The 26,504-nt window shown below is 64.1% G+C and carries 28 protein-coding genes; 8 read left to right on the top strand and 20 right to left on the bottom strand.

Annotated features, from left to right (window positions below; genetic code table 11):
- The first annotated feature begins 18 nt into the window (after positions 1-18).
- Complete coding sequence (locus QZ409_RS15060) at positions 19-1,401, top strand: glutamate--cysteine ligase (RefSeq protein WP_296712938.1); 1,383 nt, start codon at positions 19-21, stop codon at positions 1,399-1,401.
- Between the two features lie 21 nt (positions 1,402-1,422).
- On the opposite strand, the gene QZ409_RS15055 is transcribed toward QZ409_RS15060, so the two are convergent.
- From QZ409_RS15055 to QZ409_RS15045, 3 genes are all read right to left on the bottom strand, one after another.
- Positions 1,423-1,620 (bottom strand): hypothetical protein, encoded by a 198-nt coding sequence (locus QZ409_RS15055; protein ID WP_296712937.1) that lies wholly within the window; start codon positions 1,618-1,620, stop codon positions 1,423-1,425.
- Between the two features lie 173 nt (positions 1,621-1,793).
- A complete protein-coding gene (locus QZ409_RS15050) occupies positions 1,794-2,543 on the bottom strand; it encodes a 16S rRNA (uracil(1498)-N(3))-methyltransferase (RefSeq protein ID WP_296712936.1) in 750 nt (249 codons plus the stop codon).
- A gap of 23 nt (positions 2,544-2,566) precedes the next feature.
- On the bottom strand, positions 2,567-3,421 hold the full coding sequence (locus tag QZ409_RS15045; protein WP_296712933.1) for a protein-disulfide reductase DsbD domain-containing protein: 855 nt from the start codon (positions 3,419-3,421) through the stop codon (positions 2,567-2,569).
- An 80-nt stretch (positions 3,422-3,501) separates the two neighbouring features.
- Between QZ409_RS15045 and QZ409_RS15040 the strand changes: the two genes are divergently transcribed.
- Positions 3,502-4,098 carry a YqgE/AlgH family protein gene (locus QZ409_RS15040; RefSeq protein WP_296712930.1) on the top strand — a complete coding sequence of 199 codons (597 nt, stop codon included), beginning with the start codon at positions 3,502-3,504 and terminating at the stop codon, positions 4,096-4,098.
- A 13-nt stretch (positions 4,099-4,111) separates the two neighbouring features.
- Here QZ409_RS15040 and QZ409_RS15035 read toward each other — a convergent pair whose 3' ends face one another.
- From QZ409_RS15035 to thrC, 4 genes are all read right to left on the bottom strand, one after another.
- Entirely contained in the window at positions 4,112-6,997 is a 2,886-nt protein-coding gene (locus tag QZ409_RS15035) for an EAL domain-containing protein (RefSeq protein ID WP_296712929.1), read from the bottom strand.
- A gap of 194 nt (positions 6,998-7,191) precedes the next feature.
- Positions 7,192-7,815: a GNAT family protein gene (locus QZ409_RS15030; RefSeq protein ID WP_296713065.1), complete on the bottom strand. Its 624-nt coding sequence runs from the start codon at positions 7,813-7,815 to the stop codon at positions 7,192-7,194.
- Positions 7,816-7,878: 63 nt separating this feature from the next.
- Entirely contained in the window at positions 7,879-9,141 is a 1,263-nt protein-coding gene (locus QZ409_RS15025; RefSeq protein ID WP_296712927.1) for a pitrilysin family protein, read from the bottom strand.
- An 11-nt stretch (positions 9,142-9,152) separates the two neighbouring features.
- A complete protein-coding gene (thrC, locus tag QZ409_RS15020; RefSeq protein ID WP_296712926.1) occupies positions 9,153-10,568 on the bottom strand; it encodes a threonine synthase in 1,416 nt (471 codons plus the stop codon).
- A 171-nt stretch (positions 10,569-10,739) separates the two neighbouring features.
- On the opposite strand from thrC, the gene QZ409_RS15015 reads away from it, so the two are divergent.
- Positions 10,740-11,093 (top strand): diacylglycerol kinase, encoded by a 354-nt coding sequence (locus QZ409_RS15015; protein ID WP_296712923.1) that lies wholly within the window; start codon positions 10,740-10,742, stop codon positions 11,091-11,093.
- Positions 11,094-11,397: 304 nt separating this feature from the next.
- Here QZ409_RS15015 and QZ409_RS15010 read toward each other — a convergent pair whose 3' ends face one another.
- The 11 genes from QZ409_RS15010 to coxB all read right to left on the bottom strand — a co-directional run bounded on the left by QZ409_RS15010 (position 11,398) and on the right by coxB (position 20,981).
- A complete protein-coding gene (locus QZ409_RS15010; RefSeq protein ID WP_296712921.1) occupies positions 11,398-12,858 on the bottom strand; it encodes an NF038122 family metalloprotease in 1,461 nt (486 codons plus the stop codon).
- A gap of 413 nt (positions 12,859-13,271) precedes the next feature.
- Positions 13,272-13,796 (bottom strand): histidine phosphatase family protein, encoded by a 525-nt coding sequence (locus QZ409_RS15005; RefSeq protein WP_296712920.1) that lies wholly within the window; start codon positions 13,794-13,796, stop codon positions 13,272-13,274.
- 26 nt (positions 13,797-13,822) lie between these two features.
- Positions 13,823-14,089: a hypothetical protein gene (locus QZ409_RS15000; RefSeq protein WP_296712918.1), complete on the bottom strand. Its 267-nt coding sequence runs from the start codon at positions 14,087-14,089 to the stop codon at positions 13,823-13,825.
- Between the two features lie 199 nt (positions 14,090-14,288).
- Positions 14,289-15,032, bottom strand: coding sequence for an SURF1 family protein (locus QZ409_RS14995; RefSeq protein ID WP_296712917.1), 744 nt, complete (start codon positions 15,030-15,032; stop codon positions 14,289-14,291).
- A gap of 9 nt (positions 15,033-15,041) precedes the next feature.
- A complete protein-coding gene (locus QZ409_RS14990; RefSeq protein ID WP_296712915.1) occupies positions 15,042-15,404 on the bottom strand; it encodes a DUF983 domain-containing protein in 363 nt (120 codons plus the stop codon).
- 103 nt (positions 15,405-15,507) lie between these two features.
- Entirely contained in the window at positions 15,508-16,377 is an 870-nt protein-coding gene (locus QZ409_RS14985; RefSeq protein WP_296712913.1) for a cytochrome c oxidase subunit 3, read from the bottom strand.
- A 73-nt stretch (positions 16,378-16,450) separates the two neighbouring features.
- Positions 16,451-17,080: a cytochrome c oxidase assembly protein gene (locus tag QZ409_RS14980; protein ID WP_296712911.1), complete on the bottom strand. Its 630-nt coding sequence runs from the start codon at positions 17,078-17,080 to the stop codon at positions 16,451-16,453.
- Between the two features lie 3 nt (positions 17,081-17,083).
- Positions 17,084-17,245, bottom strand: a complete 162-nt coding sequence (locus QZ409_RS14975; RefSeq protein WP_296712909.1) for a hypothetical protein — start codon at positions 17,243-17,245, stop codon at positions 17,084-17,086.
- Positions 17,246-17,248: 3 nt separating this feature from the next.
- Entirely contained in the window at positions 17,249-18,193 is a 945-nt protein-coding gene (locus tag QZ409_RS14970) for a heme o synthase (protein ID WP_296712907.1), read from the bottom strand.
- 67 nt (positions 18,194-18,260) lie between these two features.
- The gene (ctaD, locus tag QZ409_RS14965; protein ID WP_296712905.1) at positions 18,261-19,946 is read right to left on the bottom strand and encodes a cytochrome c oxidase subunit I; all 1,686 of its coding nucleotides are present in this window, start codon (positions 19,944-19,946) and stop codon (positions 18,261-18,263) included.
- Positions 19,947-20,003: 57 nt separating this feature from the next.
- Positions 20,004-20,981, bottom strand: coding sequence for a cytochrome c oxidase subunit II (gene coxB / locus QZ409_RS14960; RefSeq protein ID WP_296712903.1), 978 nt, complete (start codon positions 20,979-20,981; stop codon positions 20,004-20,006).
- 319 nt (positions 20,982-21,300) lie between these two features.
- Between coxB and QZ409_RS14955 the strand changes: the two genes are divergently transcribed.
- From QZ409_RS14955 to QZ409_RS14940, 4 genes are all read left to right on the top strand, one after another.
- On the top strand, positions 21,301-21,834 hold the full coding sequence (locus QZ409_RS14955) for an invasion associated locus B family protein (protein ID WP_296712901.1): 534 nt from the start codon (positions 21,301-21,303) through the stop codon (positions 21,832-21,834).
- 77 nt (positions 21,835-21,911) lie between these two features.
- Entirely contained in the window at positions 21,912-23,048 is a 1,137-nt protein-coding gene (gene gcvT / locus QZ409_RS14950; RefSeq protein WP_296712899.1) for a glycine cleavage system aminomethyltransferase GcvT, read from the top strand.
- 15 nt (positions 23,049-23,063) lie between these two features.
- A complete protein-coding gene (gene gcvH / locus QZ409_RS14945; protein WP_296712896.1) occupies positions 23,064-23,441 on the top strand; it encodes a glycine cleavage system protein GcvH in 378 nt (125 codons plus the stop codon).
- A gap of 44 nt (positions 23,442-23,485) precedes the next feature.
- Positions 23,486-24,241 (top strand): tRNA-uridine aminocarboxypropyltransferase, encoded by a 756-nt coding sequence (locus QZ409_RS14940; RefSeq protein WP_296712893.1) that lies wholly within the window; start codon positions 23,486-23,488, stop codon positions 24,239-24,241.
- On the opposite strand, the gene QZ409_RS14935 is transcribed toward QZ409_RS14940, so the two are convergent.
- Positions 24,221-24,655 carry a DUF2809 domain-containing protein gene (locus QZ409_RS14935; RefSeq protein ID WP_296712891.1) on the bottom strand — a complete coding sequence of 145 codons (435 nt, stop codon included), beginning with the start codon at positions 24,653-24,655 and terminating at the stop codon, positions 24,221-24,223. The genes QZ409_RS14940 and QZ409_RS14935 overlap by 21 nt on opposite strands.
- Before the next feature lie 103 nt (positions 24,656-24,758).
- Here QZ409_RS14935 and rlmN point away from each other — a divergent pair, with 103 nt between their 5' ends.
- On the top strand, positions 24,759-25,970 hold the full coding sequence (gene rlmN, locus QZ409_RS14930) for a 23S rRNA (adenine(2503)-C(2))-methyltransferase RlmN (RefSeq protein ID WP_296712889.1): 1,212 nt from the start codon (positions 24,759-24,761) through the stop codon (positions 25,968-25,970).
- Here rlmN and QZ409_RS14925 read toward each other — a convergent pair.
- A complete protein-coding gene (locus QZ409_RS14925; RefSeq protein ID WP_283366278.1) occupies positions 25,967-26,410 on the bottom strand; it encodes an organic hydroperoxide resistance protein in 444 nt (147 codons plus the stop codon). The genes rlmN and QZ409_RS14925 overlap by 4 nt on opposite strands.
- Between the last annotated feature and the right edge of the window lie 94 nt (positions 26,411-26,504).

Below are 26,504 nucleotides of genomic sequence, written 5' to 3'. Positions count from 1 at the left end.
CCCGTTTGAAAGCCGCACATGGCCCGTGACCTAGTCGATGAAAACCGCATCTCGTCGCGCGACGAACTGGTGGGATGGTTCGAGGCTGGGTGCAAGCCACAGGGACCGTTCCGCATCGGGACGGAACATGAGAAGATTCCATTCTATCGCGCGGATCATGCGCCGGCGCCCTATGAGGGCCGTCCCGATGGACGCGGCGGCATTCGCGCTTTGCTGGAAGGCTTGCGCGCGTCGAGCGGCTGGGAGCCGATCGAGGACGCCGACGCGCTGATCGGGCTGTTCGACCCGCAAGGCGGCGCCGCTATTTCGCTTGAGCCGGGCGGGCAATTCGAATTGTCGGGCGCGCCGCTCGACGATGCGCATCAGACGGGCGCCGAATTGGAGGCGCATTTCGCCGCCCTCGCTCCGATCTGCGAAAAGCTTGGCCTCGCCTTTCTCGATCTCGGCATGAGCCCGCTTTGGCGCCGCGAGGAGACGCCGGTCATGCCCAAGCAGCGCTATCGGATCATGGCGCGCTACATGCCCAAGGTCGGGACGCTGGGCCTCGACATGATGTTCCGCACCTCGACCGTGCAGACCAACATGGATTTCGCCTCGGAAGAGGACATGGTCGCGAAATTGCGGCTGGCCCTGAGCCTGCAGCCGCTGTTCACCGCGCTCTTCGCCAATTCGCCCTTCACGGACGGCAAGCCCAACGGCTTCCAGTCGATGCGCTCGCAAATCTGGACCGATACGGACGCCGACCGCACGGGAATGCTGCCCTTCGCCTTCGAGCCGGGCATGGGCTTCGAGCGCTATGTCGATTACGCGCTCGACGTGCCGCTCTATTTCGTCAAGCGCGGCGACGTCTATCACGATGTCGCGGGGGCCTCGTTCCGTGATCTTCTGGCCGGCCGCCTGCCGCAGTTGCCGGGCGAATTCGCCACCATCTCCGACTGGGCGAACCATCTCTCGACCATTTTCCCGGAAGTGCGGCTCAAGCGTTACATGGAGATGCGGGGCGCCGACGTCGGCCCGCGCGCCCATATTCTCGCCTTCACCGCGCTATGCGCCGGCCTCTTCTATGACAAGGAAGCCAGCGCGGCGGCCTGGGATCTGGTGAAGGGTTTTAGCGCCAGGGACCGCTCCGCCCTGCGCGCGGCGGTCCCGCGCGAGGGGCTTTCAACGCGCGTCGGCGGGCGCAGCCTGCTGGACCTCGCGCGCGACATTCTCCCGCTGGCGCGGTCGGGCCTCGCGCGCCGCCGCCGATTCGACGCCGAGGGGCGCGACGAAACGATCTATCTCGATGTGCTGGACGAAATCGCGACGACCGGGGAGAATCTCGCGCGGAAGCGGCTGGCCCTGTTTCACGGGGCCTGGAAGGGCGACGTCGCGCGGGCCTTCGAAAGCTGCGTGTACTGATCGGGCGCGCGGCGCGAGCGCTTACATGCCGCCAAGATTCATAGGCCGCAGGCGCAGGCGGCCGCGCGGCTCGGTGATCTGGGCGTCGCCCGCCATATAATTCATCTGCGCGGGCGCCGAGGCGGCGGGACGGGCGGCGGGAACGCGCGTTTCACCGGCGATGATCGGCGGCGGAAGCGCGAGCGGCGCACTGAGGCGGAGTTGATTCTCGGCCGCCACGGAGGCCGCCGCACTTAGAAAAGGACTCAGAGCGAGCACAGCGCAGGCGATCAGGTGAAATGGGGCCGACTGTTCTTGCTTTTTGGCGGGCATCCCGAATCTCTCTGGAAAGGGTCGCCTTTTTGACCCCAATATGATGGCGAGATCATGTCGCCCGGCTGGCCGAGCGCCCTTCAGCCGCGCCAGTCGCCCAGCGCGGCCTGGACCAAGGCCAAGGCGGCGACCGCAGCCGTATCGGCGCGCAGGACGCGCGGCCCGAGCGACAGGCGGGCGACCGGCGAGATCCGCGCGAGCGCGGCCCTCTCGGCCTCGTCGAAGCCGCCCTCGGGGCCGATCAGCACCGCAAATTTCTGGAAGCCCGCGCCGGCCTGGCGCAGGGCGGCGAGCGGATCGGCGATCTCCGCCGCCTCGTCGCAGAAGATCAGCAGCCGGTCTTCCGGCCAATTGTGCAGAATGGAGTCGAGCTTTTGCTCCTCCAGCACTTCGGCCAGCGCCAGCAGCCCGCATTGCTCGGCGGCTTCGACGACATTGGCGCGCATGCGTTCGAGATTGATTCGGCTGGCCTGGGTGCGCCGGGTCAGCGCCGGGCGCAGCCGCCGGGCGCCCATTTCCACCGCCTTCTGCGCCATGTAATCGAGCCGGGCGTGTTTCAGCGGCGCGAAAATATAATCGAGATCGGGCAGGTTTTCCTGCGCGCGGCTCTGCTCTTCAATGCGCAGGGATGCGGATTTCTTGCCATGGGGCTCCAGCGCCGCGCGCCATTCGCCATCGCTCCCGTTGAAGACGAGCAGCCGCGCGCCTTCGCCGAGCCGCAGCACATTGACCAGATAATTGGTCTGTTCGCGCGTCAGCTCGACCGTCGCGCCCGCTTCGAGCGGCGCGGCGACGCAAAGGCGATGGCTGGTGAAATCCAGTCGCGACATAAATGAGTCCGTTTCCGTGTGGTTCAGTTGCCGCCGGGGGGCAGGGTAAGGTCGAATTCGGCGGGGGCGGGGCCTGAAACCGTCACCCGCAGCGGCAGTTCGGGCCGCTTCTTCTTGCCCGGGTGCTGGGCGAGGGTCAGCAGGAACGCGTTTTTCTCCTTATCCGGCCGTACGTCGAAATAGAAGCCCGTCGGCGGCTCGATGAACAGGTCACGCGCCTCTCCGCTGATCTTCACCCGCCATTGCGGCTTGCCGCTTGCTGGCGGCGCCGGGGACGCGACCGCGAAGCTCGCAGCCGCCTCGCCTTCGAGAATTTTCGGAATCTGCCGCAGCGAATCATCGAGCAGCTGGCTTTCGGCCTCGCGCGGCTGCGGCGGCAGGGACAAGTTCAGCTGCGCATGGGCGGGAATGCAGATCTTCTCGCAGGCGGCGTAATCGAGCTTCAGCGCCAGAGTCATCGGCTTTTTGGGGTCGACCGGCGCAACCCGTATGGGAAAGACAACCTCGCCGCGATAGCCGAAGACCTGATTGCCGTCCTCGTCGATCCGCTCCGGCTGCGGATAGACCACATCGGCCTCGGCGACATTGTCCGATCCCGCGAAATCGAAGGTCGGCGGAACGCCGGCCTCGCCCGGATCGCGCCAATAGGTCACGGCGTCGCCGGAAAGGCGGATTTGCGCTCCGGCATAGCGGGCGCCATCATGCAAGCCGCCATCGATCAGCCGCGCCTCGGATTTCGGCCCTGAAACCCAGCCTGCGGCAAGAGTTGGCGCGTAAAAACCGCTGGCGAGGACGACAGCCGCGGCCGCGAGGGCGACAGAAGCCGCACGACCTGACCGGAAAGTGCGAAACGTTTTGACTTCCCTTTGCGCGCCCATCCTTTAGCATGTCTCCTCAGTCTGCGTGCTGCGCCGGCGTCCGCGTTTGGACGCAGGGGGGCAGCGGGAAGGTTGCGAAAGTGAACAAAGCCGGGCCAGGACCATTTCTCGAAGGCAAATGTCTTGTGGCCATGCCAAGCCTGCAAGACGATTATTTCGTGCGGTCGGTCGTCTATATCTGCGCCCATTCCGAGGAAGGGGCCATGGGCATTATCGTCAATCATCCCGCCCAGGGCGTCAATTTCGTCGATCTTCTGCTTCAACTCAAGGTGATCGGCTCGCAGGACACGCCGGGTTTCGCCGAGACCATCGGGCGGCATCGCGTTCTCGCCGGCGGGCCAGTGGACGCCAGCCGGGGGTTCGTGCTGCATTCGCCGGATTACCGCGCCGAGGAGGCGACGCTGACGATCGACGAAAGCGTTTCCATGACGGCGACGCTCGATGTTCTGCGCGCCATCGCGCAGGGCGATGGGCCGGAAAAGGCCGTTCTGGCGCTGGGCTATGCCGGTTGGTCGCCCGGTCAGCTCGAAAAGGAAATTCTGGCCAATAGCTGGATGATCTGCCCGGCCGATTCGTTCCTTCTGTTCGATCCTGAGCATGAGACGAAATATGAGCGCGCCCTGGGCGCGATCGGCGTCGATCTGCGCTTCCTCGCCGACGAAGCCGGCCACGCTTGACCGCCCGCTCTAATTAAAGCGCGGGCTCGGCCGCCGCGCCCACCAGCTTGCGGGCGTCGGTCGCGCTCAGCGGATGGCCAAAGGCGAAGCCGACGGCATATTCGCAGCCGATCTGGGAAAATTCGATCACATCCGATTCGCTCTCGGCGCCCTCGGCGATCGCTTCCATGCCGAAATCATGGGCGAGCGTGACGACGGAGCGCAGCATGGCGGCGCGATTGGTCAGCGCGTCCTGCCGCGCGAAGGCGCGGTCGATCCGGATCATGTCGAAGGGAAAACGCTGGAGATAGGCCAGCGAGGAATAGCCCGAACCGAAACCGGAAAGGGCGAGGCCGGCGCCCAGCTCGCGGAGACGGCCGAGAATCTGCGCCGCATATTCGGGATTCGCCATCACCAGAGCTTCGCTGAATTCCAGCTTCAGCGAGCCGGGGGCGACGCCAACTCGCGTCAGGACATTTTTCACGTCGGGCAGCAAGTCATGGCGCAGCAGCCGCCCTGAGGAGATGTTCACGCTGGCGAAGATCGGCGGATTGACGTCCAGCGCCTTTTGCCAGGCCGCGAGTTCGCGCGCCGCCCGTTGCATCATGAACCGGGCGAGATCGATGATGAGCCCGGTTTCCTCGGCGAGCGGCAGGAATTCGCTCGGCTCGACACGGCCCAGTCGCGGATGTTGCCAGCGCAACAGCGCCTCGAAGCCGGCCACTGTGCGGTCGTCCAGCCGGACGATGGGCTGGAAGAACAACTTGATCTCGTCGCGCTCCAGCGCATGGCGCAATTCGCTTTCCAGCGCCTGCCGATTGGAGCCTTGCGACCGCATGGAGGGCCGGAATACCTCGATCCGCCCGCCGCCGTCGCGCTTGGCGTGGCGCATCGCAATTTCTGCGTCCTTGAGCATGTCCTCGCGCTTGGGATGCCATTGCGGGTCGAACAAGGCGATGCCGACCGAAACGCCGAGCGGAATCTCCTTGTTGGCGAAGGTGACCGGAGCGGAGACGGTGCGGCGAATGCGGTCGGCCAGATTGACGATCTGCTCCGTCGCGGCTTCTGAAGCCAGAATCACTGCGAACATATCGCCCGAAATGCGCGCCAGCGTGTCGCGGGGCTGCAACAGGCGGCCCAGCCGCCGCGCGACGGTCAGCAGGATCGAATCGCCGGCCGAGACGCCGACGTTTTCGACAATCTTGCTGAACCGGTCGATATCGACGCAAAGAACGGTCGGACGGTGGTGCGGAGGCGTTTCGGCCTGGATCAGCGCCAGCTCGAGACGGTCGAAGAAGATTTCGCGATTGGGCAGGCCGGTCAGATTGTCATGGACGGCGTCGTGTAGCAGGCGCTCGAAGGCGTTTTTCTGCTCGGTCACGTCGGTCAGCGTGCCGACCAGCCGCACCACGTCGCCATCCGGCCCGACGACCGGGCGCGCGCGCAGGCGGAACCAGAAATAATGGCCATCGCTCGCATGAAGGCGGAAGTCCTGGCTCACCCGGCCGCGGCGCTGCTCCAGCACCGTGTCGAGACAGGCGCGATAACGGTCGCGCTCCAGCGGATGCAGCAGGCTCATCCAGGACGACGCCGGCCCTTCGAGATCGCTGCGGCGTAGGCCAAGCTGGTCCTCGATTTCCGGGCTGACATAGATCTGGTCGTTGATGACGTCCCAGTCGAAAATGATGTCATTGGCGCCAGTCAACGCCAGCGCCTTGCGCTCGACGTCGCTGATCGCGCCATGGGCGACGCCGCCGGCCGCGAAGGCGCTCTGCATGATGGTGAAGCCGATCAGCATGACCAGCAGAACGAGGCCGCCCAGCAGCGCGGGGGAGGCGAGGTCGTTGGCGATGGAGCCGTTCACGGTGAAGGCCGCGGCGCAGACCCAGACCACCAGCAGCAGCCAGGTCGGGATGAGCATCACCGCGCGCTCGACGCCATGGGTGGCGAGGTAAATCACCAGGATCAGGCCGACGGCGGCCACGGTGGCGAGCGAAATGCGCGCCACGCCTGCCGCGACGGATGGGTCGTAGACGGCGAGGCCGACCAGGGCGAGCAGGAAGGCGAGCCAGACGCCCGCGATATGGGAGGCGCGGACATGCCAGCGGCTGAGGTTGAGATAGGCGAACAGGAAGACCACCAGCGTAGCCGAGAGCACGGTTTCGGCGCCGGCGCGCCAAATGCGGTCGGCATTGGCTTCCGTGCCGAAGATCTTGGCCCAGAAGCCGAAATCGATGGAGATATAGGCGAGAACGGCCCAGGCCAGCGCCGCCGCCGCCGGGAAGATCACCGCGCCCTTGACGACGAAAACGATGGTCAGGAACAAAGCCAGCAGGCCGGCGATGCCGATGACGATGCCCTTGTAGAGCGTCAGGCCGGTGGTCTTGTCCTTGAAGGCCTCGGGCTCCCAAAGATAGAGCTGCGGCAGTTTCGGGGTCTTCAGCTCGGCCACATAGGTCACGGTGGCGCCGGGGTCGAGCGTCACGCGGAAAACATCGGCGTCGGACGTATCCTCCTTTTCGGGAGCAATGCCCTGGCTCGCGGTGATTTCGGAAATGCGCTCGGAGCCGAGATCGGGCCAGATCACGCCCGAGCCGACGAGGCGGAAATGCGGCGCGACGATCAGCCGCTCCATCTGCTCGTCGGTGTCATTGGTGAGCGCGAAAACGATCCAGGACGGATGCGCGCCGGCCTCGCGGGCGTGAACCTCGATTCGGCGGACGATGCCGTCCGGACCGGGCGCGGTGGAGACCTGAATGCGGTCGCCCTGGTTGGAATAATTCTCGACCCAATGCGTCAGGTCGATGGCCTGCGCGTCCGGCGGCACGCGCACCGATTCCACGGCAGCGGCGGGAGAGAGCCCGGCGAGCGCGGCAAAAAGGGGCAGCAGCAGCAGGAAGGCGAAGCGGGACAGGCTCACGTGACCTTTGGGCGTGAAAGGGCGTAACGCGGCGAAACGACAGGCCGCAGGGGGTTTTCGCAAATCTCGCCGCGATTGCCTAGGCTCTCAAGGTGGGATTTCCGGCGCGATCTCCGATGCGATCTCAGATGCGATCTTGGCGAAGGGGCTGCCGTGCCGCAGCTTAGTGTCGAAACTGTGACGAAGGCGGCTCCTCAGCCCGGAAGCGACGGATGCGCGGCGGCCCCTTCCCCGCGCAGGAAATCGCCCTCCAGCATGGCGAAAAGAAGATGGTCCTGCCAGGCGCCGTCGATCAGCAGATAAGCTCGGGCGTAGCCCTCGCGCTGGAACCCGAGATGTTCGAGCAATCGGCGCGAACGTTCGTTTTCCGGCGCGCAGGCCGCTTCGACGCGGTGCAGGCGCATTTCGAGAAAGGCGTGGCGCAGCAAGGCGCGAACGGCCTTGGCCATAAAGCCCTGGCCGGCGTATTTCTCGCCCATCCAATAGCCGAGCGTCGCACATTGGGCGACGCCGCGCCGCACATTGCCGAGCGTGATTCCCCCGAGCAGGGCGTCGTCCCGGGTGCGAAAAATCAGGAAGCCATGGGCTTCGTCCTCGGCGCGCTCGCGGTCCTGACGCTGGATGCGGCGCTGGAAGGCGGGCCTGGTCAGGTCGTCGACTGGCCAGATCGGCTCCCAGGGCGTCAGAAAAGCGCGGCTCGCGCTGCGCAATTGCCGCCATGGCTCGAAATCGCCGGGGAGGGCGGCGCGCAGATAGACGCCCTCGCCGTCGAGGCGGCCGGGGGCGGGCTTTTTGCGCTGAAGTCCGAAAAAATTCATGGTCATCGCGGCGTGTCTTGCGTCAGGTTAGCATAAAGCGCGAAATTTATGACAGTCTCCCTGCTAAATGCCGCCGAGCAGCGCCGCAACCTCGGCCGCGCCGGGGGCCTTGCGGACGGCGCCGAGAATGGCGACGGTCGGGGCCGTGCGCAGCATGGCGGCGCCCACCGTCCGCACATCGGAGAGAGTGAGGGCGTCGATCTTTTCAATCATTTCCGTCCGTGTCAGCACCTGGCCGAAAATCGTGATCTGGCGGGCGATCTGCTCCGCGCGCGCCGACGAACTTTCCAGCGCCGTCAACAGCCCGACCTTGGTCTGAGCCTTCGCCCGGACGAGATCGGCCTCTCCCAGCGAATGCGCGGCCTCGGCGAGGCAGGACAGGCTGACATCGACCAATTCGCGCACGCTGCGGCCCGAGGTCGCGGCCTCGAAGCCGAACAGGCCGGTGTCCAAGAAGGGCCAGTGGAACGAGGATATGGAATAAGCGAGGCCGCGCTTTTCCCGCACCTCCTGAAAGAGTGGGCTGGCCATGCCGCCGCCGATGGCGTTCGCGAACAGATGCGCGGCGTAATTTTCCAGATCGGCATAGGCGCGGCCTTCGAAGCCGATCACGACCTGGGTCTGCTCCAGCTTTTTCGCGACCAGCTTTTCGCCGCCGACATATCTCGCGGGCTCCAAAGCGACAGGCGGCGCGGCGGGCAAGGACGCAAACAGCCGTTCCGAGGCGTCGCGGATCTGCGCATGATCGACCGCCCCGGCGCCCGCGATCACGCAGGCCCGCGCGCCATAATGGCGCTGGAGATAAAGCGAGATCGACTCGCGGTCAAAGCCGCGCACCCGCTCCGGCGTTCCGAGGATGGCGCGACCCACCGGCTGGTCGGGAAAAGCGGCGGCGTTGAACAGGTCGACCACGAAATCGTCGGGCGTGTCTTGCAGGGCTGCGATTTCCTGCAGGATCACATCCTTTTCGCGCTCCAGCTCCGCCGGGTCGAACAGGCTTGCGATTAGAATATCGGCGAGCACGTCCAGTGCCAGTTCGCAATCCTCGCGCAGCACGCGGGCGTAATAGGCGGTGCTTTCCACGCCGGTCGCCGCGTTGAGATCGCCGCCCGCCCTTTCGATGTCTTCCGCTATGGCGCGGGCGTCGCGCCGCCGCGTGCCCTTGAAGGCCATATGTTCGAGCAGATGCGACAGGCCCTGTTCCGACTCGTCCTCGTTGCGTGAGCCGGCGGCGACGAAAACGCCGAGCGAGGCGGTCTCCAGCCCGGGCATGGAATCGGTGACGATTCGCAATCCGGAGGGCAGTTCGCTGATTTCAACCGCCATGCCGGGTCGTTTCACTCCCCGGCCAGAGTGACGGCGCGGGCGCGGGCGCGGATGAAGGCGGCGATGGCCTGTTCGTCATTCGGCAGCACGTCGAAACGCTCCTTGCGCTCGAACAGATCCGCGAGATGTGCCGGCAACGGCGCGGACACGCCGGTCGCCGCGCGCACCGCGTCGGGGAATTTGGCCGGGTGGGCCGTGCCTAGCGCCACCATCGGGGTCGCGGGATCGCGCGCCAGATTTTTGCGCGCGACATGGACCGCGACGGCGGTGTGGGGATCGAGAATATATTCGCACTCGCGCCAGGTCCGCGCGATTTCGCCTGCGGTTTCCGCCTCGCCGGCCGCTCCGGCGGCGAATTCCTCGCGGATTTTTTCCAGCGCGGCGGAGGGAATTTCAAAAGCGCCGGACTGGTCTAGGCTCGCCATCAGGCGCCGGACCTCAGCCGCGTCGCGGGTGACGGCGTCGAACAGCAGGCGCTCGAAATTGGACGAGACCTGAATGTCCATGGAGGGCGATTGCGTCGCATGGACGCCGCGCACCTCATAGCGGCCCGTATCCAGCGCGCGGGCGAGAATGTCGTTGGAATTGGTGGCGACGACGAGATTTTCGATCGGAAGCCCCATCTGCCGCGCCATATGGCCGGCGAGAATGTCGCCGAAATTGCCGGTCGGCACCGTGAAGGAGACCTTGCGCAGCGGTCCGCCGAGCACGGCGGCGGAGGTGAAATAATAGACCATCTGCGCCACGACGCGGGCGAAATTGATCGAATTCACGCCCGACAGGCCCAGTTCCTCGCGCAAAACGGGGTTGCGGAAGAAGCGTTTCAGGATGGCCTGGGCGTCATCGAATGTGCCTTCGAGCGCGATGGCGTGGATATTGTCCGCCGCCACCGTGGTCATCTGGCGGCGCTGCACGTCGGAGACGCGGCCGTGCGGATAGAGAATGAAGACATCGACCTGATCGAGGCCACGAAAGGCCTCGATCGCGGCGGCTCCGGTGTCGCCCGACGTCGCGCCGACGATCGTGGCGCGCTTGCCGCGCGCTTTCAGCGCCCTGTCCATCAGCCGCCCGAGCAATTGCATCGCCACGTCCTTGAAGGCGAGCGTCGGGCCGTGGAACAGCTCCAGCACGAAGAGATTGTCGTCGATCTGGGCCAGCGGCGTCACGGCCTTGTGGCGGAAGCTCGCATAGGCGGCCTCCAGCATGAGTTTGAACTCATCGGCCGGCAGATTGGCGTCGAGGAAAGGCGAGATGACCGCCTGCGCCACATCGACATAGGGCTTGCCCGCGAAGCCGCGCAAGGTCTCGGCCGAGAGACGCGGCATGGACTCCGGCACGTAAAGGCCGCCGTCGGGCGCGAGGCCGGCGAGCAGGGCTTCGGTAAAGGAGAGTTTGGGCGCTTCGCCGCGCGTGGAAATATAGGCCACAGGTTCTTTCCGATGAGACGAGCCGCCTTTTAGCGCCTTGTCGCCCCGCTGTCATGTGCGGGCGCGCTTTGCGTCCGAACCTGTTCCGGCGGAGAGAGAAAGGAAACAATTTTATGCGACCGTCCGACGCGCCATCAAATGGCGCTCCATCTGTCGAAATCGCGGCCCATCTTGAGCAAGCATCAAATTTCCAGGGCCTTGACGGCCTCTCTCGCGGGGCTCGCCAGCGCATGGCGGACCGAGCGCGCCTTCCGCCTGGAAGCGGCGGTGCTGGCCGCCGCCATCCCTGTCGCCTTCCTGCTGACGCCGGATTTCTTTCGCCGCGCGGAGCTCATCGCCTGTCTGCTCGCCGTGCTGGCGGTCGAATTGCTCAATACGAGCATCGAAAAACTCTGCGATCGAACCACGCCGCAAATCGATCCCGTCATCAAGATCGTCAAGGACATGGGCTCGGCCGCCGTGTTCTGCGCGCTTTTCATGGCGGGCGCGATCTGGATCGGCGCGGCCCTTGCGCGATTCGCCTGAGCCTTGGCCATCGATCGCACCGTACCTATCCGGTTAACGCAGACACCCGCTACATATGGATTTGGCGGAGAGCCAAATCGAAACTGCGTGATCGGCAGAAAGCGGACTGCGGTCAATCGGTTTTGACGATCGGATTATATGAGGGGCGGCTCCAGAATGGCGACGTGAAACTCCCCGCCATGCCTTCATCGAGCATGCGGGTCGCCGCGACAAGGTCAAAGCCGTGGGCGGCTCCACGCCGCCTTCGTCGGCGAACCGGGATAAAGGCGGCGACGCCGACGCCCCCCGAAAGGCCTTCAATTGGTCACGCGACCGCCGCGACGATTTTTAGCGCGCGCCCGTCAAGCGCCGCCCGAAGGCTCATTGGAACCTGACGGCGCGCTTTGGCGCGTGGATAGGGCAATTCCTCGATCGGCTTGCCGTCCGGGTAATGCGCCTCATGCTCGGCCCAATTGTCGAAGTTCATGCGGTTGACATTATCCACAAAAGTTTCCGCTGGCGTGTTCTCGGCGAGGATAAGCGAGTGGTCGTCGGTCTCGACGTGATAATAGACAAAGACCTCCGGCGTCGCCGTTTCGCGGGTGATGGACGTACCATTGACGAGCGCGCCTGCCTGGATCAGACCGCCATCGACATACAGCGCGTGATCGGGCGAGAGCAGCAGGTCGCGGCTGGGAACGTTGTCACCGAGTGCGCCGGCCTTTATGCGGATCGGCAGCACGCGCAGGGGGTCGGCGAAGCGGCGCGATACCGTCTGAATGCCGAGCCACGACATGGGGACCGCGCGCCCGTCGTGGGTTGTGACGAAATCGCCGCGCCGGAGCGCTTCGACAGCGACCTCGCCATTCGGCGTGGTGATCATCGTGCCGGCGCAAAAGCAGGATGCCGAAGTTTCGGAATAGCCAAGGACGTTAAGTGTTTGGAGGTCGGTGGGTGAGACGGCGTCAACAACTCCGGCGTTGGCGAAGCCGAACGAGTCGCCAACGACCGAGCTGTTCCAGTCAGCGACGTCGTCGCCCGCGGCGATTTCCGACGGCGAACCGAACGGCAGTGTGACGGTCAAACCGTTGAAAGAAAAATACCCCTGGACGTTGGCATCGTAGCCGGTGACGAAAGGCTCATCGAGCGCGCCGGCGGCGGAGCCATAAGCCGCTCCGCTCGAGTTTCCGGCTGCGGAATAATGGAACATGTCAAGGATATTGTACGACGGCAACTTGCCGCCCGAACCATTGAGCAGATTGACCTCCGGGACCCCTAGAAAAGCGGTGCGGCCGAGCACTTCTGAAATTTCATGTTCGATTGTTCCGACGACGTCATATGTATTGGCTGCTATGCCGCCTGACTGCGACCAGGTGAATCGGTCGTTTTGGTTAAGGGTTATGGTCGCGTCTGATGGGATGGCGGTTGAATTCAGGCCCAACGCGCGGGCGTCAGCGGTGGTGATGAGAAACTGGCCGCCATTTGTCGGATCTAGCGGAAAATTTGCCTTGAGCGACGCGGCGGCCGCCCGCTGCACCGATGATGCGCTGGAAGCGCCGTCGACACTTTGGATGGCGTTGTAAACTTGCGAGTAAGTATATCCGTAATAATAAATGTTAGTTTGTGCAACAACTCCGCCGCCGAGCGAACTCCAGTCGAAGGTCAGATGGACCGTCATATTAGTCGTAATATTGTTTTCGAAAAAATTGATCGCGGTGTTGATAGCTTGCTTATAGCCGCTGGGCAGGCCGCTGATGTTGTTGGCGATATCGATAACAAAGCCCATGTAGGAGGCTCCATTTTAAACGATTGGGGGCGGCCCGGCGACTCTGCTGCGGCCTGCTGCGCTCGAACCGCAAGATTCCTGTAAATGCGAAGCCGATAAAAACTTCATCGCTACATACCCCTTTCGCGCACGCGCAAATGATAGATTTCGCGAGAGCTAGGCTCGGTGCTTACCGTACGCTAAAGCGAGTGGAGAAACCAAGCGCATCGCCGCCGGAAAAAATTGTCGAACGAAATTTGGCTCACGATACAACGACCACGGCCCGATCACGAAGGTCGGCTTCGAGCCGAAGGCCGTCATCGCATCGAGCGCGTCAGCCCCTCTTTATATTGCAAGCATCTGCGTCAAATAGTGTGTGTCTGCGTCAACCGGACAGGCAGGATCGCATATTAAAACTTGCGGCTGGAGGACGCCTATTCCAGCTCTCGGGGCGTGACGAAGAGCGTCAGCCGTCCCGATCCGCGACTAATTCGCGACCACGAACAATCCAGGGCGAATTCCGCCAAAGCCCCGGTCGGAAACGAGTCGGCCAGGCGCCGTGGGAGCGCATCCTCGGCCACATGGTCATCCCCGCCGACGAGGAGGACGGCCAACTCCTGCAGGCCGGGATTATGTCCGATCACGAGAACGGCGCGCGTCGATTCCGGTATTTTGCGCAACCGCTCCAGAATTTGCGGCGCCGGCGCCAGATAGAGCGCGTCCGTGACCTCCACCTCTGGCTGTTCATCCCACGGCTGGAGCGCCTCAAGCGTCTGCAGGGTTCGCAGTGCGCTGGACACGCATATGAGTTCCGGGCTTATCCGCTCGGATCGAATCAGCCGCCGGATCGCTGCGGCGGCCTTGCGCCCGCGCTTGTTCAACGGGCGGTCGTGATCCGCGAGTGATAGATCCTTCCACGATGACTTGGCGTGCCGGAGCAGGAAGAGCTGCTTTTTCATTGCTTCTTTTGGGCGTCGCACTTTCGTCAGAGCGTCGGCGCTTTCTGATCGGGGCGGCGCCAATATGCGGGCTGCGTGCGCATCGGGGAGAGTTTCGCCGACGCACCCTTTCTGCGCTTCAGAGGGCAGTCCGGGCGGCTGCATTTTTCAATCATGGCGAGCGCTGTGGCGACGCCGGTAAGAATGACGATGCCGCCCTCGGCGTTCTTGACCCGAATGGAGGCGCCGCTGCGATTCCCGACAGTGAGCGCCAGAGCCTCGACCTTGCACCAGGCCGCGCGAATATCGGGCAAGGATTGAGTCCGCGCGACAAAAGGCGGCTTTCCAGCTTCAGCAATCTCAAACGAGAACAGCGGCATGGCGACCCCAATTTTTGGTTTGGAGGACACTATCCGCAGGCGGATGAGGTGTCATCGAGCGCCGCAACAGGATTGATGTTGTTGCGCAGCATGAGCCGCGCTGGCGCAAAGTGGCTCGGCCTTCTGACGCCGCTCAGCTCGCCTCGCGCCCTGTCGTTTCTCGCCGCCAGACATAGACTCCAGCGACGGCGCCGAGCGTGGCGGCGAGCGCGAACCAGGTCAGCGCATAGGACAAATGGTTGTTGGGAATCGTCATTACCGTCGCGCCGCCTTTCGGCCAGCCGCCGGGATTGGGCGTCGAATCGGCGTCGACGGTGAAGGGGGCGGCGTCGGTCAGGCCCCAATGCGCGGCGACAGCCGAAGGGTCTCGGGTGAACCACAGATTTTTCGCCGGCTCGTCGGGCGGGGTGAATGAGTTGCGGCTCTCGGGTCGCCGCATCAGGCCGGTCACCAGCGTCTCCCCGGCGATCTGCCCCATCGCGCGCGCTGCGGGATCTTTCAGTTCGGCCGGGACGAAGCCGCGATTGACGAAAACGACGCCGCCGCCATCGAGACGCAGCGGCGTGACGACCTCATAGCCAGGGCCGCCGCCTGCCGCGCCGGTGGCGCTGGCGCGGAAGAGATAGGATTCCTTCGCGTGATCGAACAGTCCGCGAAGGGTCACGGGGCGGTAGTCATAATCGTCAGGATTGAGGCCGGCCCAGTCGGCGCGGGGCGGCGGCGGCGCGGGCGGGGCGTCGCGGCGCGCGGCGATCTGCGCCAGCAGGCCCTCTTTCCAGGCGAGGCGATGCAATTGCCAGAACCCGAGGCCAGAGCATAGGCCGACGCCCAGAACCACGCAGAGCAGCAGAACGAAGTGGCGGCGCAGCAGGCCCATATTGGCGCTTCAGTCCTTCAGCCGGCCTTCCTCGGCCTTGTGATGATATTGCGCGGCGACCATGAAGCTTTTCAGGGGGCGCAACATGCCGAGGCAGACAATGATCGTCAGCGGGAAAAAAATGACCAGATGGAGCCAGAATGGCGGCTCATAGGTCAGCTCGACCCATAGAGCGAGGCCCAGCACCACAAAGCCCGCGAGCAAGGTGACGAAAACGGCAGGGCCGTCGCCTGCATCGGCGAAGGAATAGTCGAGGCCGCAGGACTCGCAGCGGGGGGCCAGCGTCAGGAAGCCGTCGAATAATTTGCCCTTTCCGCAACGCGGGCATTTGCTGGTGAGGGCGGCCTTGGCCGGAAAAGCTGTCTGGGGCATGGCGTCCTGCGGCGGCGAGCGCGCCAGTCTAGCACAATGGCGCCTTATAAAAACAAACCGGCCCGAAACAGGTTCGGGCCGGTGGAAATCCGAGGGGGCGTGTTCAGCCCGGACTGGCTTCCATCACCGCGCCCCAGGAGCCCCAGACATAGATGGCGGAGAACAGGAACAGCCAGACCACGTCCACGAAATGCCAGTACCAGGCGGCGAATTCGAAGCCGAGATGCTGCTTCGGCGTGAACTGCCCGGCGGTCGCGCGGATGAGGCAGACGATCAGGAAGATCGTGCCGACGATCACATGGAAGCCGTGGAATCCGGTGGCCATGAAGAAGGTCGCGCCATAGATCGAGTCTTTGAAGCCGAAGGGCGCGTGGATATATTCATAGGCTTGGATCGAGGTGAACAGCAGGCCGAGCAGGATGGTCGCGGCGAGGCCCTTTTTCAGCCCCTCGCGGTCGTTTTCCAGCAAGGCGTGATGGGCCCAGGTCACCGTGGTGCCGGAGGTCAACAGGATCAGCGTGTTGATCAGCGGCAGGTGCCAGGGGTCGATCGCTTCGATGCCCTTGGGCGGCCAATGCCCGCCGGTGAAGGCGACGCGGGCATATTGAATAGCCTCGTTGGTGAAGAGGCTGGCGTCGAAAAAGGCCCAGAACCAGGCGACGAAGAACATCACTTCCGAGGCGATGAACAGGGTCATGCCGTAGCGGTGGCTGAGCTGGACTACCAAGGTATGGTCGCCGCTCTCGGCCTCCTTGACCACATCGGTCCACCAGAAGGCGACAACGGCGAGCAGGCCGATCATGCCGGCGCCGAACATCATGCTGCCGAGCTTGAGCCCGCCCAATTCGAGATGTTTCATCCAGAAGATGAGGCCGACTGCGGTCAGGAAGGCAAAGATCGAAGCGAGCAGCGGCCATGGGCTCGGCGCCACGAGATGGTAGTCGTGATTTGGCTTGGCGTGACCGTCGGCCATGTGCATTTCCTCCTCGCGCCCGGCTTGGCCGGGCCTTGTTCTGCGCCGGTCTCCCCGGCGGATCAGCTCTTGATCAGCTCTTGCCGGGAATGACCGCGATGTCGGCCGCCCCGGTGGTCTCTGCGTTTTTCTTGGCGCCCGGAGGCGCGAAAAATGTGTAGGACAAAGTGATCGCGTCGACGGCCGCCATGGTCTCGTCCTGCTCCAGTTTCGGATCCAGGAAAAAGACCACCGGCCATTCGGCGGTTTCATGCGGCCCGAGCTTCTGTCCGTCGAAGCAGAAGCATTTCAGCTTGTCGAACCAGGCGCCGGCCTGATCCGGCGCGACATTGAAGCGCGCCACGCCTTCGGTGGCGCGGTCGGACAGGTTCACGGCGCGGAAAAAGACCGTGGCGGTCTCCCCCGGGCGCAGCAGAATTTCCGGCGTTTCCGGCTCGAAGCGCCAGGCGAGGCCGGGCGCGACATTAGCGTCGAAGCGCACCGCGATTTTCCGTGCGCCGCGCTCGTTGGGGGCGCTGGAGGCCGATTGCGTCGTGCCGCCATAGCCGGTCGCGGCGCAGAACAAGCGATAAAGCGGCACGGCGGCGAAACTCGCGCCAAGCATCAGGCCCGCAACAACGGCAAGCGCCGCGGCAGTTCTATGCGCCGCGGCGGTTTTCCGCTGCGCGCCTGACGCTTTGTTCTGGCTCGGCTTCGCGTTCATGGCTCAGTCCGGCCGCAGGAAGACATTGGAGCCGAGGCGCACGAGGGTGATGGCGTAGAAGATCGCCACCAGAGCCGCGACGGAAAGCGCAATGGCGATGTTGCGCTGGCGGCGGCGCTTTTCCTGCTCGGGCGTGAGAGGCTTGTAGAGGATTTGCGTCGGCATGGCTTAGGCTCCCAGCCAGATCGTCGTCAGGCGCTCGACCACCAGGACGGCGAAAAGCGTGAAGAGATAGAGGATCGAGAAGCCGAAATTGCGCATTGCGGTCTTTCGCGCCAGATCGCCCTCACGGCGTGAGAACACCGCCCATCCGCCAAGAATCATGCCTAAGCCGCCGAGGCAGGCGATCGCGCCATAGACCGGGCCGGCGTAGCCCAGAATCCAGGGCAGCGCGCCGATCGGCGCCAGCAGCAGCGAGTAAAGCAGGATTTGCAGACGGGTGGCGTCCGGGCCCCAGACATTCGGCGCCATCGGCACGCCGGCGCGACCGTAATCCCCGGCCTTGACCAGGGCCAACGACCAAAAATGCGGCGGCGTCCAAACGAAAATCAGCGTGAACAGCAGCAGGCTCGACAGGTCGAGCGAGCCGGCGGCGGCGGCATAGCCGACCATCGGGGGCAGGGCGCCCGCCGCGCCGCCAATGACGATGTTCTGCGGCGTCGAACGCTTGAGCCACATCGTATAGACGACGACATAATAGAAGATGGTGAAGGCCAGCAGCCCGCCGGCGAGCCAGTTGGCGGCGAGGCCGAGCGTGAGGACAGCGAAGGCGGAGAGCACGAGGCCAAAAGCCAGAGCCTCGCCGCGCGCCATGCGTCCGGCGGGGATCGGCCGGTTGGCGGTACGCGCCATCAACCTATCGATGTCGGAATCATACCACATGTTGAGCGCGCCCGAGGCTCCGGCGCCAACCGCGATCGCCAGCAGCGCGATCGCGCCGATCATCGGATGGACAGGATGGGGCGCCATCAGCATGCCGGCGAAGGCCGTGAAGATGGACAGCGACATGACGCGCGGCTTGAGCAGCGCGACATAATCGGAAGGGCTGGCGTCCGAAGCCGCCGATCCAAAATCGCTCTGCTGACCGAGATCGCTTTCGCTGACGAGACTCATCGGCTGTTCACTTCATTCCGGGTTCTCGGGAAGGCCCCGGGAAGGTCATTGGGGCGCCCCGCGCGGGTCAATGGTTCGTCTCGGCGAAATGCGGCAAGTCGTTGAACTGATGGTAGGGCGGCGGCGAGGAGAGCGTCCATTCCAGCGTCGTTGCGCCGGGGCCCCAGGGATTGTCGCCAGCCGCTTCCTTGCGCTTGAAGGCGTCATAGACGCAGTAGAAGAAGATCAGCAGTGAGCCGCCGGAAAGGAAGGAGCCGATCGACGACACCTCGTTCCACAGATGGAAGGCGTCGGGATAGTCGATATAGCGGCGCGGCATGCCGGCGAGGCCGAGGAAATGCTGCGGGAAGAAGGTCAGGTTGATGCCGACGAACATCACCCAGAAATGCAGCTTGGCCATGCCCTCATTATACATGTAGCCCGACATTTTCGGGAACCAGTAATAGAAGCCCGCGAAAATGGCGAAGACCGCGCCAAGCGACATCGTGTAGTGGAAATGCGCCACGACATAATAGGTTTCGTGCAGCGCGCGGTCGACGCCCGCGTTGGACAGCACGACGCCGGTGACGCCGCCGACCGTGAACAGGAAGATGAAGCCGATCGCCCACACCATCGGGGCGCGCAGCGAGATCGACCCGCCCCACATGGTCGCGATCCAGGAGAAGATCTTCACGCCGGTCGGCACCGCGATGACCATGGTGGCGAAGACGAAATAGCGCTGGGTGTTGAGCGACAGGCCCACCGTATACATGTGGTGCGCCCAGACGATGAAGCCGACGAAGCCGATCGCCACCATCGCATAGGCCATGCCGAGATAGCCAAAGATCGGCTTGCGCGAGAAGGTCGAGATGATGTGCGAGATGATGCCGAAGCCGGGCAGGATCAGAATATAGACTTCCGGGTGGCCGAAGAACCAGAACAGATGCTGGAACAGGATCGGATCGCCGCCGCCGGCCGGATCGAAGAAGGTCGTGCCGAAATTGCGGTCGGTCAGCAGCATGGTGATGGCGCCGGCAAGAACGGGCAGCGACAGCACCAGCAGGAAGGCCGTGACCAGCACGGACCAGGCGAACAGCGGCATCTTGTGCAGCGTCATGCCCGGCGCGCGCATGTTGAAGATGGTGGTGATGAAATTGATCGCGCCGAGGATCGACGAGGCGCCCGCGAGATGCAGCGACAGGATGATGAAATCCATCGCCGGACCGGGCGCTCCGGTATTGGAGGAGAAGGGCGGATAGAGCACCCAGCCGCCGCCAAAGCCCTTCATGCCGGGCGAACCCTCGAAAAACAGCGACATGAACAGCAGCGTGAACGAGGCCGGCAGCAGCCAGAACGAAATATTGTTCATGCGCGGGAAGGCCATGTCCGGCGCGCCGATCATGATCGGAACGAACCAGTTGCCGAAGCCGCCGATTAGCGCCGGCATGACCATGAAGAAGATCATGATCACGCCATGGGCGGTGATGAAGACATTGTAGAGATTCTTGCCGGCGTCGAGGCCCATCGCCGGATCGGCGCCCTGCAACAAGTGGGCGAGGCCGGGAAAGATCTGGATGCCGGGATACATCAGCTCGGCGCGGATCGCCATCGACATCAGGCCGCCGATCACGCCGGCGATGATGGCGAAGATCAGGTAGAGCGTGCCGATGTCTTTGTGATTCGTCGAGAACAGATAGCGCCGCCAGCCGGTCGGAATGCCGTGCGTCTCGTCATGCGCGTCGGAAGCGTGAAAGTGGGCGTCGCTGGCGGACATTCTCATGATCCTTGAAAAAAGTCGTCGGGCGGACCGCCTGGCGCGGCCCCGCGAAAATCAGCGGGCGGCTTGCGCAGCTTGATTCCACAGGCCTTGATTCGGGCCCTGATTCTCGGCGAACTGGTCATGCGCCGGGGCGGCTGCGAATTTCTTCTTCGCCCCCGCGAGCCAGTCGGCATAGTCCTTTTCGCTGACCACGCGGAAGGCGATCGGCATGAAGGCGTGATCCTTGCCGCAGATCTTCGAGCACTGGCCGTAATAAACGCCGACGCGCTCGGCCTGGAACCAGGTCTCGTTGAGACGGCCCGGCACGGCGTCGATGCGGATGCCGAAGGACGGGATCGTGAAGGAGTGGATCACGTCGGAGGCGGTGACCTGGACGCGGATCTTCTTGCCAACGGGCACCACGGCCTCATTGTCCACCGAGAGCAGGCGAATCTGGCCCTTGGACGGATCGATCTGGTCGTCGGGGATCAGCAGCGAATCAAAACTGAAGCCGCCGCCCTGATCCTTGGGATAGGCGTAGGACCAGTACCATTGATTGCCGGTCACCTTGATCGTCACGTCGGGCTGCGGAATGATCAGCTGATGCGCGAGCAGGCGGAACGATGGAATGGCGATGAAGACCAGAATTAGCACCGGAAGAACCGTCCAGGCGACCTCCAGCAAGGTGTGATGCGTGGTGCGCGAGGGGTTGGGATTGGTCTTGTCATTGAATTTCCATACGACATAGATCAGCAGGGCCAGCACGAAGAGGCTGATGACAATGGTGATCGGGAGCAAAATGTCGTTGTGGAAGGCGTGAATCTCGTCGGCGATCGGCGTGTTGGCCACTTGCATGCCCATCTGGCCGGGGGCCGGAAAACCGTCGCCAGGGGCCTGCGCGGCGAAGGCGCCGCCCGGGAAAACCGCGAGCGCGGAGCCAAGGGCGAAGGCCACACGGCGGGCCGTGGGCCCGAAAGCCCAAAGGCGGCCCGTGGGCCAAAGAGCTGATACCGCCGGCGCGTCGCCGGGCCGCAAATTCGCCTTGCGCATTGTCTATTTTTACTCCCAGGAACGCGATCGCCCGATCAGCGTTGTCCCGTCTCGCTGGACGGCTTCTTATTTGGACCCAGCGAAACACAAAGTTTGACGCAGATCAATACGCCTTCCATCCTCCCGCCAAGCTTTCGCCGCAATGATGCGTCGTTTGGCGCTCCGCGCTTGACAGGCGCGGCTCTTTTGATAGGCCTGTCCTGCCCGATTTTCTCGCGCGGGACGGATTTCGCGCCGTGTGGGAAAATCAGGCGAAATCGGGGCCAGAGCGGCGGTTTAGCGGTATCGCGGGCGCCCCCCGAGGCAAATCGGAGGAATTATGGCGTCCCACGGCAATGGCTCGAAAACAGCCGGCAAGTTTCTTTACGCGATTCTTTTCGCCATTCTGCTGAGCGCCGGCTTCGGCGTTGCGCCCGCCGCCGCGCAGGGCGTGGTCAAGTCCAAAAATGGCGATTGGGAAATGCGCTGCGAGACCCCGCCGGGCGCTGCGCGCGAACAATGCGCGCTGATGCAGAGCGTCGCCGCCGAGGACAAGCCCAATGTCAATCTGGTCGTGATCGTGCTGAAGACGGCTGACGGCAAGAGCAAGCTGCTGCGCGTCATCGCGCCGCTGGGCGTGCTGCTTCCCTCCGGCCTCGGCCTGAAGATCGACCAGGCCGATATCGGTCGCGCCGGCTTCGTGCGCTGCCTGCCCTCCGGCTGCATCGCCGAAGTCGTGATGGAAGACAAGCTGCTGGAGCAGATGCGCGCCGGGACAACGGCGACCTTCATCATCTTCCAGACGCCGGAGGAAGGCATCGGCATTCCGTTGGCGCTCAATGGCTTCAAGGACGCTTTTGAAAAACTGCCCTGATCGGCAGGGTTTTCGCGCGGAGCGGCGAATCGCCTTCGCTCCGGCCTCGACTCGCGGCGATATCTGCTGGAGGGCGCATGAATTCGGAACTTGAACAGGCCCCCGCCCGCACGCCGCTCTACGCCCGCCATATCGCGCTCGGCGGCCGCATGGTGGAATTCGCCGGCTACGCCTTGCCCGTGAACTATAGCAAGGGCGTGCTGGCCGAGCATTTGTTCACCCGCGCCAAGGCGGGGTTGTTCGACGTGTCGCATATGGGCCAGGCCTTCCTCTCGGGCCGCGACGCCGCGCGGAAGCTGGAAAGCCTTGTGCCGGGCGACCTGCTCGCGCTCGAGGCGGGGCGCATCCGCTACAGCCAGTTCACCAATGAACAGGGCGGCATTCTCGACGATCTGATGATCACGCGTCTGGCGCCGGACGCGAAAGGCGAGCGGCTATTTCTCGTCGTCAACGCGGCCTGCAAGGCCGCCGATTTTGCGCATTTGCGCACCAAACTGCCCGAGCTGCGCCTGGACATTCTGGAAGACCGCGCCCTGCTCGCCCTGCAGGGTCCGGCGGCGGCCGCCGTACTTGAGCGTTATCTTCCCGGCGTGTCCGTGCTCGCCTTCATGTCGCAGGGCGCTTTCGTCTGGCGCGGCTTCGAACTGTATGTCTCGCGCTCCGGCTATACCGGCGAGGACGGATTCGAGATTTCGCTCCCCGCCGACGCCGCCCGTCCCTTCGCCGACGCCTTGCTGCTGGAGGAGGATGTCGAGCCTGTTGGCCTCGGTGCGCGCGATTCGCTGCGGCTCGAAGCGGGGCTCTGCCTCTACGGCCATGACATCGACACGACGACCAGCCCGATCGAGGCTGGGCTCACCTGGTCGATTTCGAAGCGCCGCCGCGAGGAAGGCGGCTTTCCCGGCGCGGCCCGCATCAAGAAGGAATTGGCCGGCGGCCTGACGCGCATGCGCGTCGGATTGCTGCTCGAAGGCAGGGCGCCGGCGCGCGAAGGCGCCGAAATCGCCAATGCCGACGGAGTCGTGATCGGCCGCGTGACCTCGGGCGGCTTCGCGCCTTCGCTCGGCCGCCCGATCGCCATGGGCTATCTGCCGCCCGCTTTCGCGCTGGAAAAGACGCTCGTGAACCTGATCGTGCGCGGAAAGCCGCTGCCGGCGCGGGTCGTTGCGACGCCTTTCGTCCCCAATCGCTATTATCGTCCCGCTCAAGCCTGATCGCCGGAGTCCTTCATGTCCGAAACGCTTTTCACCAAGGATCACGAATATATTGTCGTCGAAGGGGACGCCGGCCTGGTCGGGATCACCGATTTCGCCCAGGGCCAGCTTGGCGACGTGGTTTTTGTCGAACTGCCGGAGATTGGCGTCGCGCGCAAACAGGGCGAGCAGGCGGCGGTGGTCGAGAGCGTCAAGGCCGCGAGCGAGGTCTATGCGCCCGTCGCTGGCGAAATCGTCGCGGTGAATGACGAACTGGCCGACAACCCGGCGCTGGTGAATGAGGACCCGCACGGCAAGGGTTGGTTCTTCAAGATCAAGATCGCGGATGCGGGCGAATTGTCCGGCCTGCTTGACAAAGCCGGCTATGACGCGCTGATCGCCTCGTTAACTTGAGCGGATTTAGGCCTGAGCAGAGTCTTGGGCATGGGGAGACTGGCGTGGCGGAACATGACCTGAATGCGCCGGCCGCACCCGCGGCGGAGGAGCCCATTCTCTGTCCGCTTTGCGCCAAGCCGGAATTTCTCTGCGTCTGCGATTCCATCGAGCCGGTCGCCAACCGTGTCTCTTTACTCGTTCTCCAGCACCCGCAAGAACAGGACCGCCTGCTCGGCACCGCCCGGCTGGCGCTGCGCGCGCTGAAGGACGCGCAGCTCAAGATCGGCCTGTCCTGGCCGAGCCTGAGCAAGATTCTGGGGCGCGAGGCCGATCCGGCGCAATGGGCGGTCCTTCACCTCGGCGCGGCCCATGTGAAGGATTTTCCACCCGATCGCGAATTGGTCGCGCTGGACAAGAAGGGGCTGCCGCTGCCCGATCAGGACCGGGCGCTCGCGGGACTGAAGGGCGTCGTGATCTTCGACGGCTCCTGGGCGCAGGCCAAAACCTTGTGGTGGCGCAATCCCTGGGTTCTCAAGGCGCGGCGGCTGGCGCTAAACCCGAAGCACGCCTCCCTTTACGGCAAATTGCGGCGTGAGCCGCGCCGCGAGGCGCTTTCGACCATTGAGGCGGCCGGACTGACGCTGAGCCGGCTGGAGCGCCGTCCCGAGATCGAAACCGCCCTGGGCAAGAGTTTTGCGGCCATGCTGGCGAAATATCGCGCCGCGCTCGCCTCGGGCGCCGTGGTCGAGCAGGCGCCGGCGCGCAAGGGACGCCCGCCGAGGCGACCGGCGAAGAAGTCAGCGCCGCCGGCCGCGTGAGGTCTTTTTGAAAGGGTTGCGGAAGCCCCCCGCCAGCAGGGCGTCGAGTCCGAGCGCGGAGGCGAGGCCCGCCGCATAGGCCAGGAAATTGCTCCAGGCGAACAGGCGGCCCAGCACCCAGGCGCCGACGGTCGTGAGCCGGAAGATATCGAGCGCGGGCGTATGGCTCAGCTTGGAAAATTCTATCCCCGCGCAAATCACGGCCGCGACCATCAGGATCTGCTTGCGGGGGCGGGAGCGAAGCAGCAGAGCGATGACAAAATAGATCGCGCCCGCCCAGAGCGCGCCCGCGCCCATGCGGATCATGAAGGGCGACAGCCCATGCGCCGGGCCATAGCGACGCAGGACGATTCCCGCCGCGATCAGCAGGATGAGGGCCAGGAATCGGCGGAAGGGCAAAGCAGCGAAGACCATGCCGCTGTGTGGCGAAAATCCGCGTCGGGCGCAATCGGTTTCCCCGGCCCGCGTCTTATGATAAAAGTCTTACTTTCCGTCTCCATTGACTTCCAAGGACGCCATGACCCTGGCCGCCGAAGCCGCGCCTCAGACCCCGGCCGAACTTGCCTCCATTCCGCCTGCGCAAAAGCCTTCGCTGGTGGGCCTGACCCGCGCGGGGATGGCTGAAGCCTTGCGCGAGATCGGGACGCCTGAGCGCGAGATCCGCATGCGCGTCGCGCAATTGTGGCACTGGATCTATTTCCAGGGCGCGCGCGAATTCGACGCCATGCTGAATGTCTCGAAGGCCATGCGGCAGAAGCTCGCCGAGCATTTCACGCTGGCGCGGCCGGAAGTGGTCGAGGAGCAGGTTTCCACCGACGGCACCCGCAAATGGTTGATTCGCATGCCGCCGGTCGACCGGCTGGACAAGGGCGCGGAAGTGGAATGCGTCTATATTCCGGAAAGCGACCGTGGCACGCTCTGCGTGTCGAGCCAGGTCGGCTGCACGTTGAATTGCACCTTCTGCCACACCGGCACGCAGAAGCTGGTGCGCAACCTGACCACGCAGGAAATCGTCTCCCAGCTCATCGTCGCGCGCGAGATGCTTGGCGATTTCCCCGGCCTGACGCCGCCGGACAATGGCCTTATCCCCTCAGGTGAGGGCGTGCGCGCGGTGTCGAACATTGTCTTCATGGGCATGGGCGAGCCGCTCTATAATTTCGAGAACGTCCGCGACGCTGTGGATATTCTCTCCGATGGCGACGGGCTTTCGCTTTCGAAGCGCCGCATCACGGTCTCGACTTCGGGCGTCGTGCCGGAAATTGAGCGGCTTGGCGCCGAGGCGGGCGCGGCCCTGGCGATCTCGCTGCACGCCGTGCGCGACGATCTGCGCGACAAGCTGGTGCCGCTGAACAAGAAATATCCGATCAAGGAGTTGTTGCAGGCCTGCCGCGACTATCCCAGCGCCTCCAACGCCCGTCGCATCACGTTCGAATATGTGATGCTGAAGGGGGTCAATGATTCTCCCGCCGAGGCGCGCGAGCTGGTGCGGCTGCTCAAGGGCATTCCGGCCAAGATCAACCTCATTCCGTTCAACCCATGGCCGGGCGCGCCTTACGAATGTTCGAGCTGGGAGACGATCGAGAAATTCTCCGACATCGTCTTCAACGCCGGCTACGCGAGCCCCGTGCGCACGCCGCGCGGCCGCGATATTCTCGCGGCCTGCGGCCAGCTCAAGAGCGAGACGGAAAAGCTGCGGGCGCGGGCGCGGCTGGCGGCGGAGCTGGACTAGGCTCCCTCGACCTCCAGATGAAACGCGATATTGCCCCGGGTCGCGTGGCTGTAGGGGCAAATGTTCTCATGAGCCTCCTCGACGATCTTGCGCAATTCCGCCGTCGGCAGGCTCTTCGACGTCACTTTCATTTCGGCGGCGATGCCGAAGCCTCCGCCCTCGCGCGGGCCGACCGAGACTGTGCAAGTCACCTTGGCGTCCGGAATTTTCACTTTGTGCTGCGAGGCGACGAAATCCACCGCGCCGCCGAAACAGGCGGCATAGCCAGCGGCAAAGAGATGTTCTGGCGTCGTCGTGCCGGGCAGGCCGGGACCGCCCATGCCCTTGCGTACGGACAGATCGACGCTGACCGAGCCGTCCTCGGTCTCGGAATGACCGTTGCGTCCGCCGGTATTATGGGCGACGGCGGTTTCGAGCGGCTTGATCGTATAGGCGGTCATCGGGTTCTCCTGTCAAAGGACTTATCGCTCAACCAACCCCGCAGGAACGCTTAGGTTGCGCCCCGAAGCGATTTTCCGGCGCCGCTCTCGCCTT

It is taken from the genome of Rhodoblastus sp. (assembly GCF_019449565.1).
GTDB lineage: Bacteria > Pseudomonadota > Alphaproteobacteria > Rhizobiales > Beijerinckiaceae > Rhodoblastus.
This window is presented reverse-complemented; position numbering and strand designations above follow the sequence as displayed.

Excerpts from the sequence above, each read along its gene's own strand:
- QZ409_RS15025 (WP_296712927.1), bottom strand. The coding sequence starts at position 9,141 with ATGGCGGTTGAAATCAGCGAACTGCCCTCCGGATTGCGAATCGTCACC.
- QZ409_RS15045 (WP_296712933.1), bottom strand. The coding sequence starts at position 3,421 with ATGGGCGCGCAAAGGGAAGTCAAAACGTTTCGCACTTTCCGGTCAGGT.
- rlmN (WP_296712889.1), top strand. The coding sequence starts at position 24,759 with ATGACCCTGGCCGCCGAAGCCGCGCCTCAGACCCCGGCCGAACTTGCC.
- ctaD (WP_296712905.1), bottom strand. The coding sequence starts at position 19,946 with ATGTCCGCCAGCGACGCCCACTTTCACGCTTCCGACGCGCATGACGAG.
- gcvH (WP_296712896.1), top strand. The coding sequence starts at position 23,064 with ATGTCCGAAACGCTTTTCACCAAGGATCACGAATATATTGTCGTCGAA.
- QZ409_RS14990 (WP_296712915.1), bottom strand. The coding sequence starts at position 15,404 with ATGCCCCAGACAGCTTTTCCGGCCAAGGCCGCCCTCACCAGCAAATGC.
- QZ409_RS14975 (WP_296712909.1), bottom strand. The coding sequence starts at position 17,245 with ATGCCGACGCAAATCCTCTACAAGCCTCTCACGCCCGAGCAGGAAAAG.
- QZ409_RS15005 (WP_296712920.1), bottom strand. The coding sequence starts at position 13,796 with ATGAAAAAGCAGCTCTTCCTGCTCCGGCACGCCAAGTCATCGTGGAAG.
- coxB (WP_296712903.1), bottom strand. The coding sequence starts at position 20,981 with ATGCGCAAGGCGAATTTGCGGCCCGGCGACGCGCCGGCGGTATCAGCT.
- QZ409_RS14925 (WP_283366278.1), bottom strand. The coding sequence starts at position 26,410 with ATGACCGCCTATACGATCAAGCCGCTCGAAACCGCCGTCGCCCATAAT.
- QZ409_RS14985 (WP_296712913.1), bottom strand. The coding sequence starts at position 16,377 with ATGGCCGACGGTCACGCCAAGCCAAATCACGACTACCATCTCGTGGCG.
- QZ409_RS14955 (WP_296712901.1), top strand. The coding sequence starts at position 21,301 with ATGGCGTCCCACGGCAATGGCTCGAAAACAGCCGGCAAGTTTCTTTAC.
- QZ409_RS14980 (WP_296712911.1), bottom strand. The coding sequence starts at position 17,080 with ATGAACGCGAAGCCGAGCCAGAACAAAGCGTCAGGCGCGCAGCGGAAA.
- QZ409_RS15050 (WP_296712936.1), bottom strand. The coding sequence starts at position 2,543 with ATGTCGCGACTGGATTTCACCAGCCATCGCCTTTGCGTCGCCGCGCCG.
- QZ409_RS15030 (WP_296713065.1), bottom strand. The coding sequence starts at position 7,815 with ATGAATTTTTTCGGACTTCAGCGCAAAAAGCCCGCCCCCGGCCGCCTC.
- QZ409_RS15010 (WP_296712921.1), bottom strand. The coding sequence starts at position 12,858 with ATGGGCTTTGTTATCGATATCGCCAACAACATCAGCGGCCTGCCCAGC.
- QZ409_RS14995 (WP_296712917.1), bottom strand. The coding sequence starts at position 15,032 with ATGGGCCTGCTGCGCCGCCACTTCGTTCTGCTGCTCTGCGTGGTTCTG.
- QZ409_RS14970 (WP_296712907.1), bottom strand. The coding sequence starts at position 18,193 with ATGAGTCTCGTCAGCGAAAGCGATCTCGGTCAGCAGAGCGATTTTGGA.
- QZ409_RS14935 (WP_296712891.1), bottom strand. The coding sequence starts at position 24,655 with ATGGTCTTCGCTGCTTTGCCCTTCCGCCGATTCCTGGCCCTCATCCTG.
- QZ409_RS15060 (WP_296712938.1), top strand. The coding sequence starts at position 19 with ATGGCCCGTGACCTAGTCGATGAAAACCGCATCTCGTCGCGCGACGAA.
- gcvT (WP_296712899.1), top strand. The coding sequence starts at position 21,912 with ATGAATTCGGAACTTGAACAGGCCCCCGCCCGCACGCCGCTCTACGCC.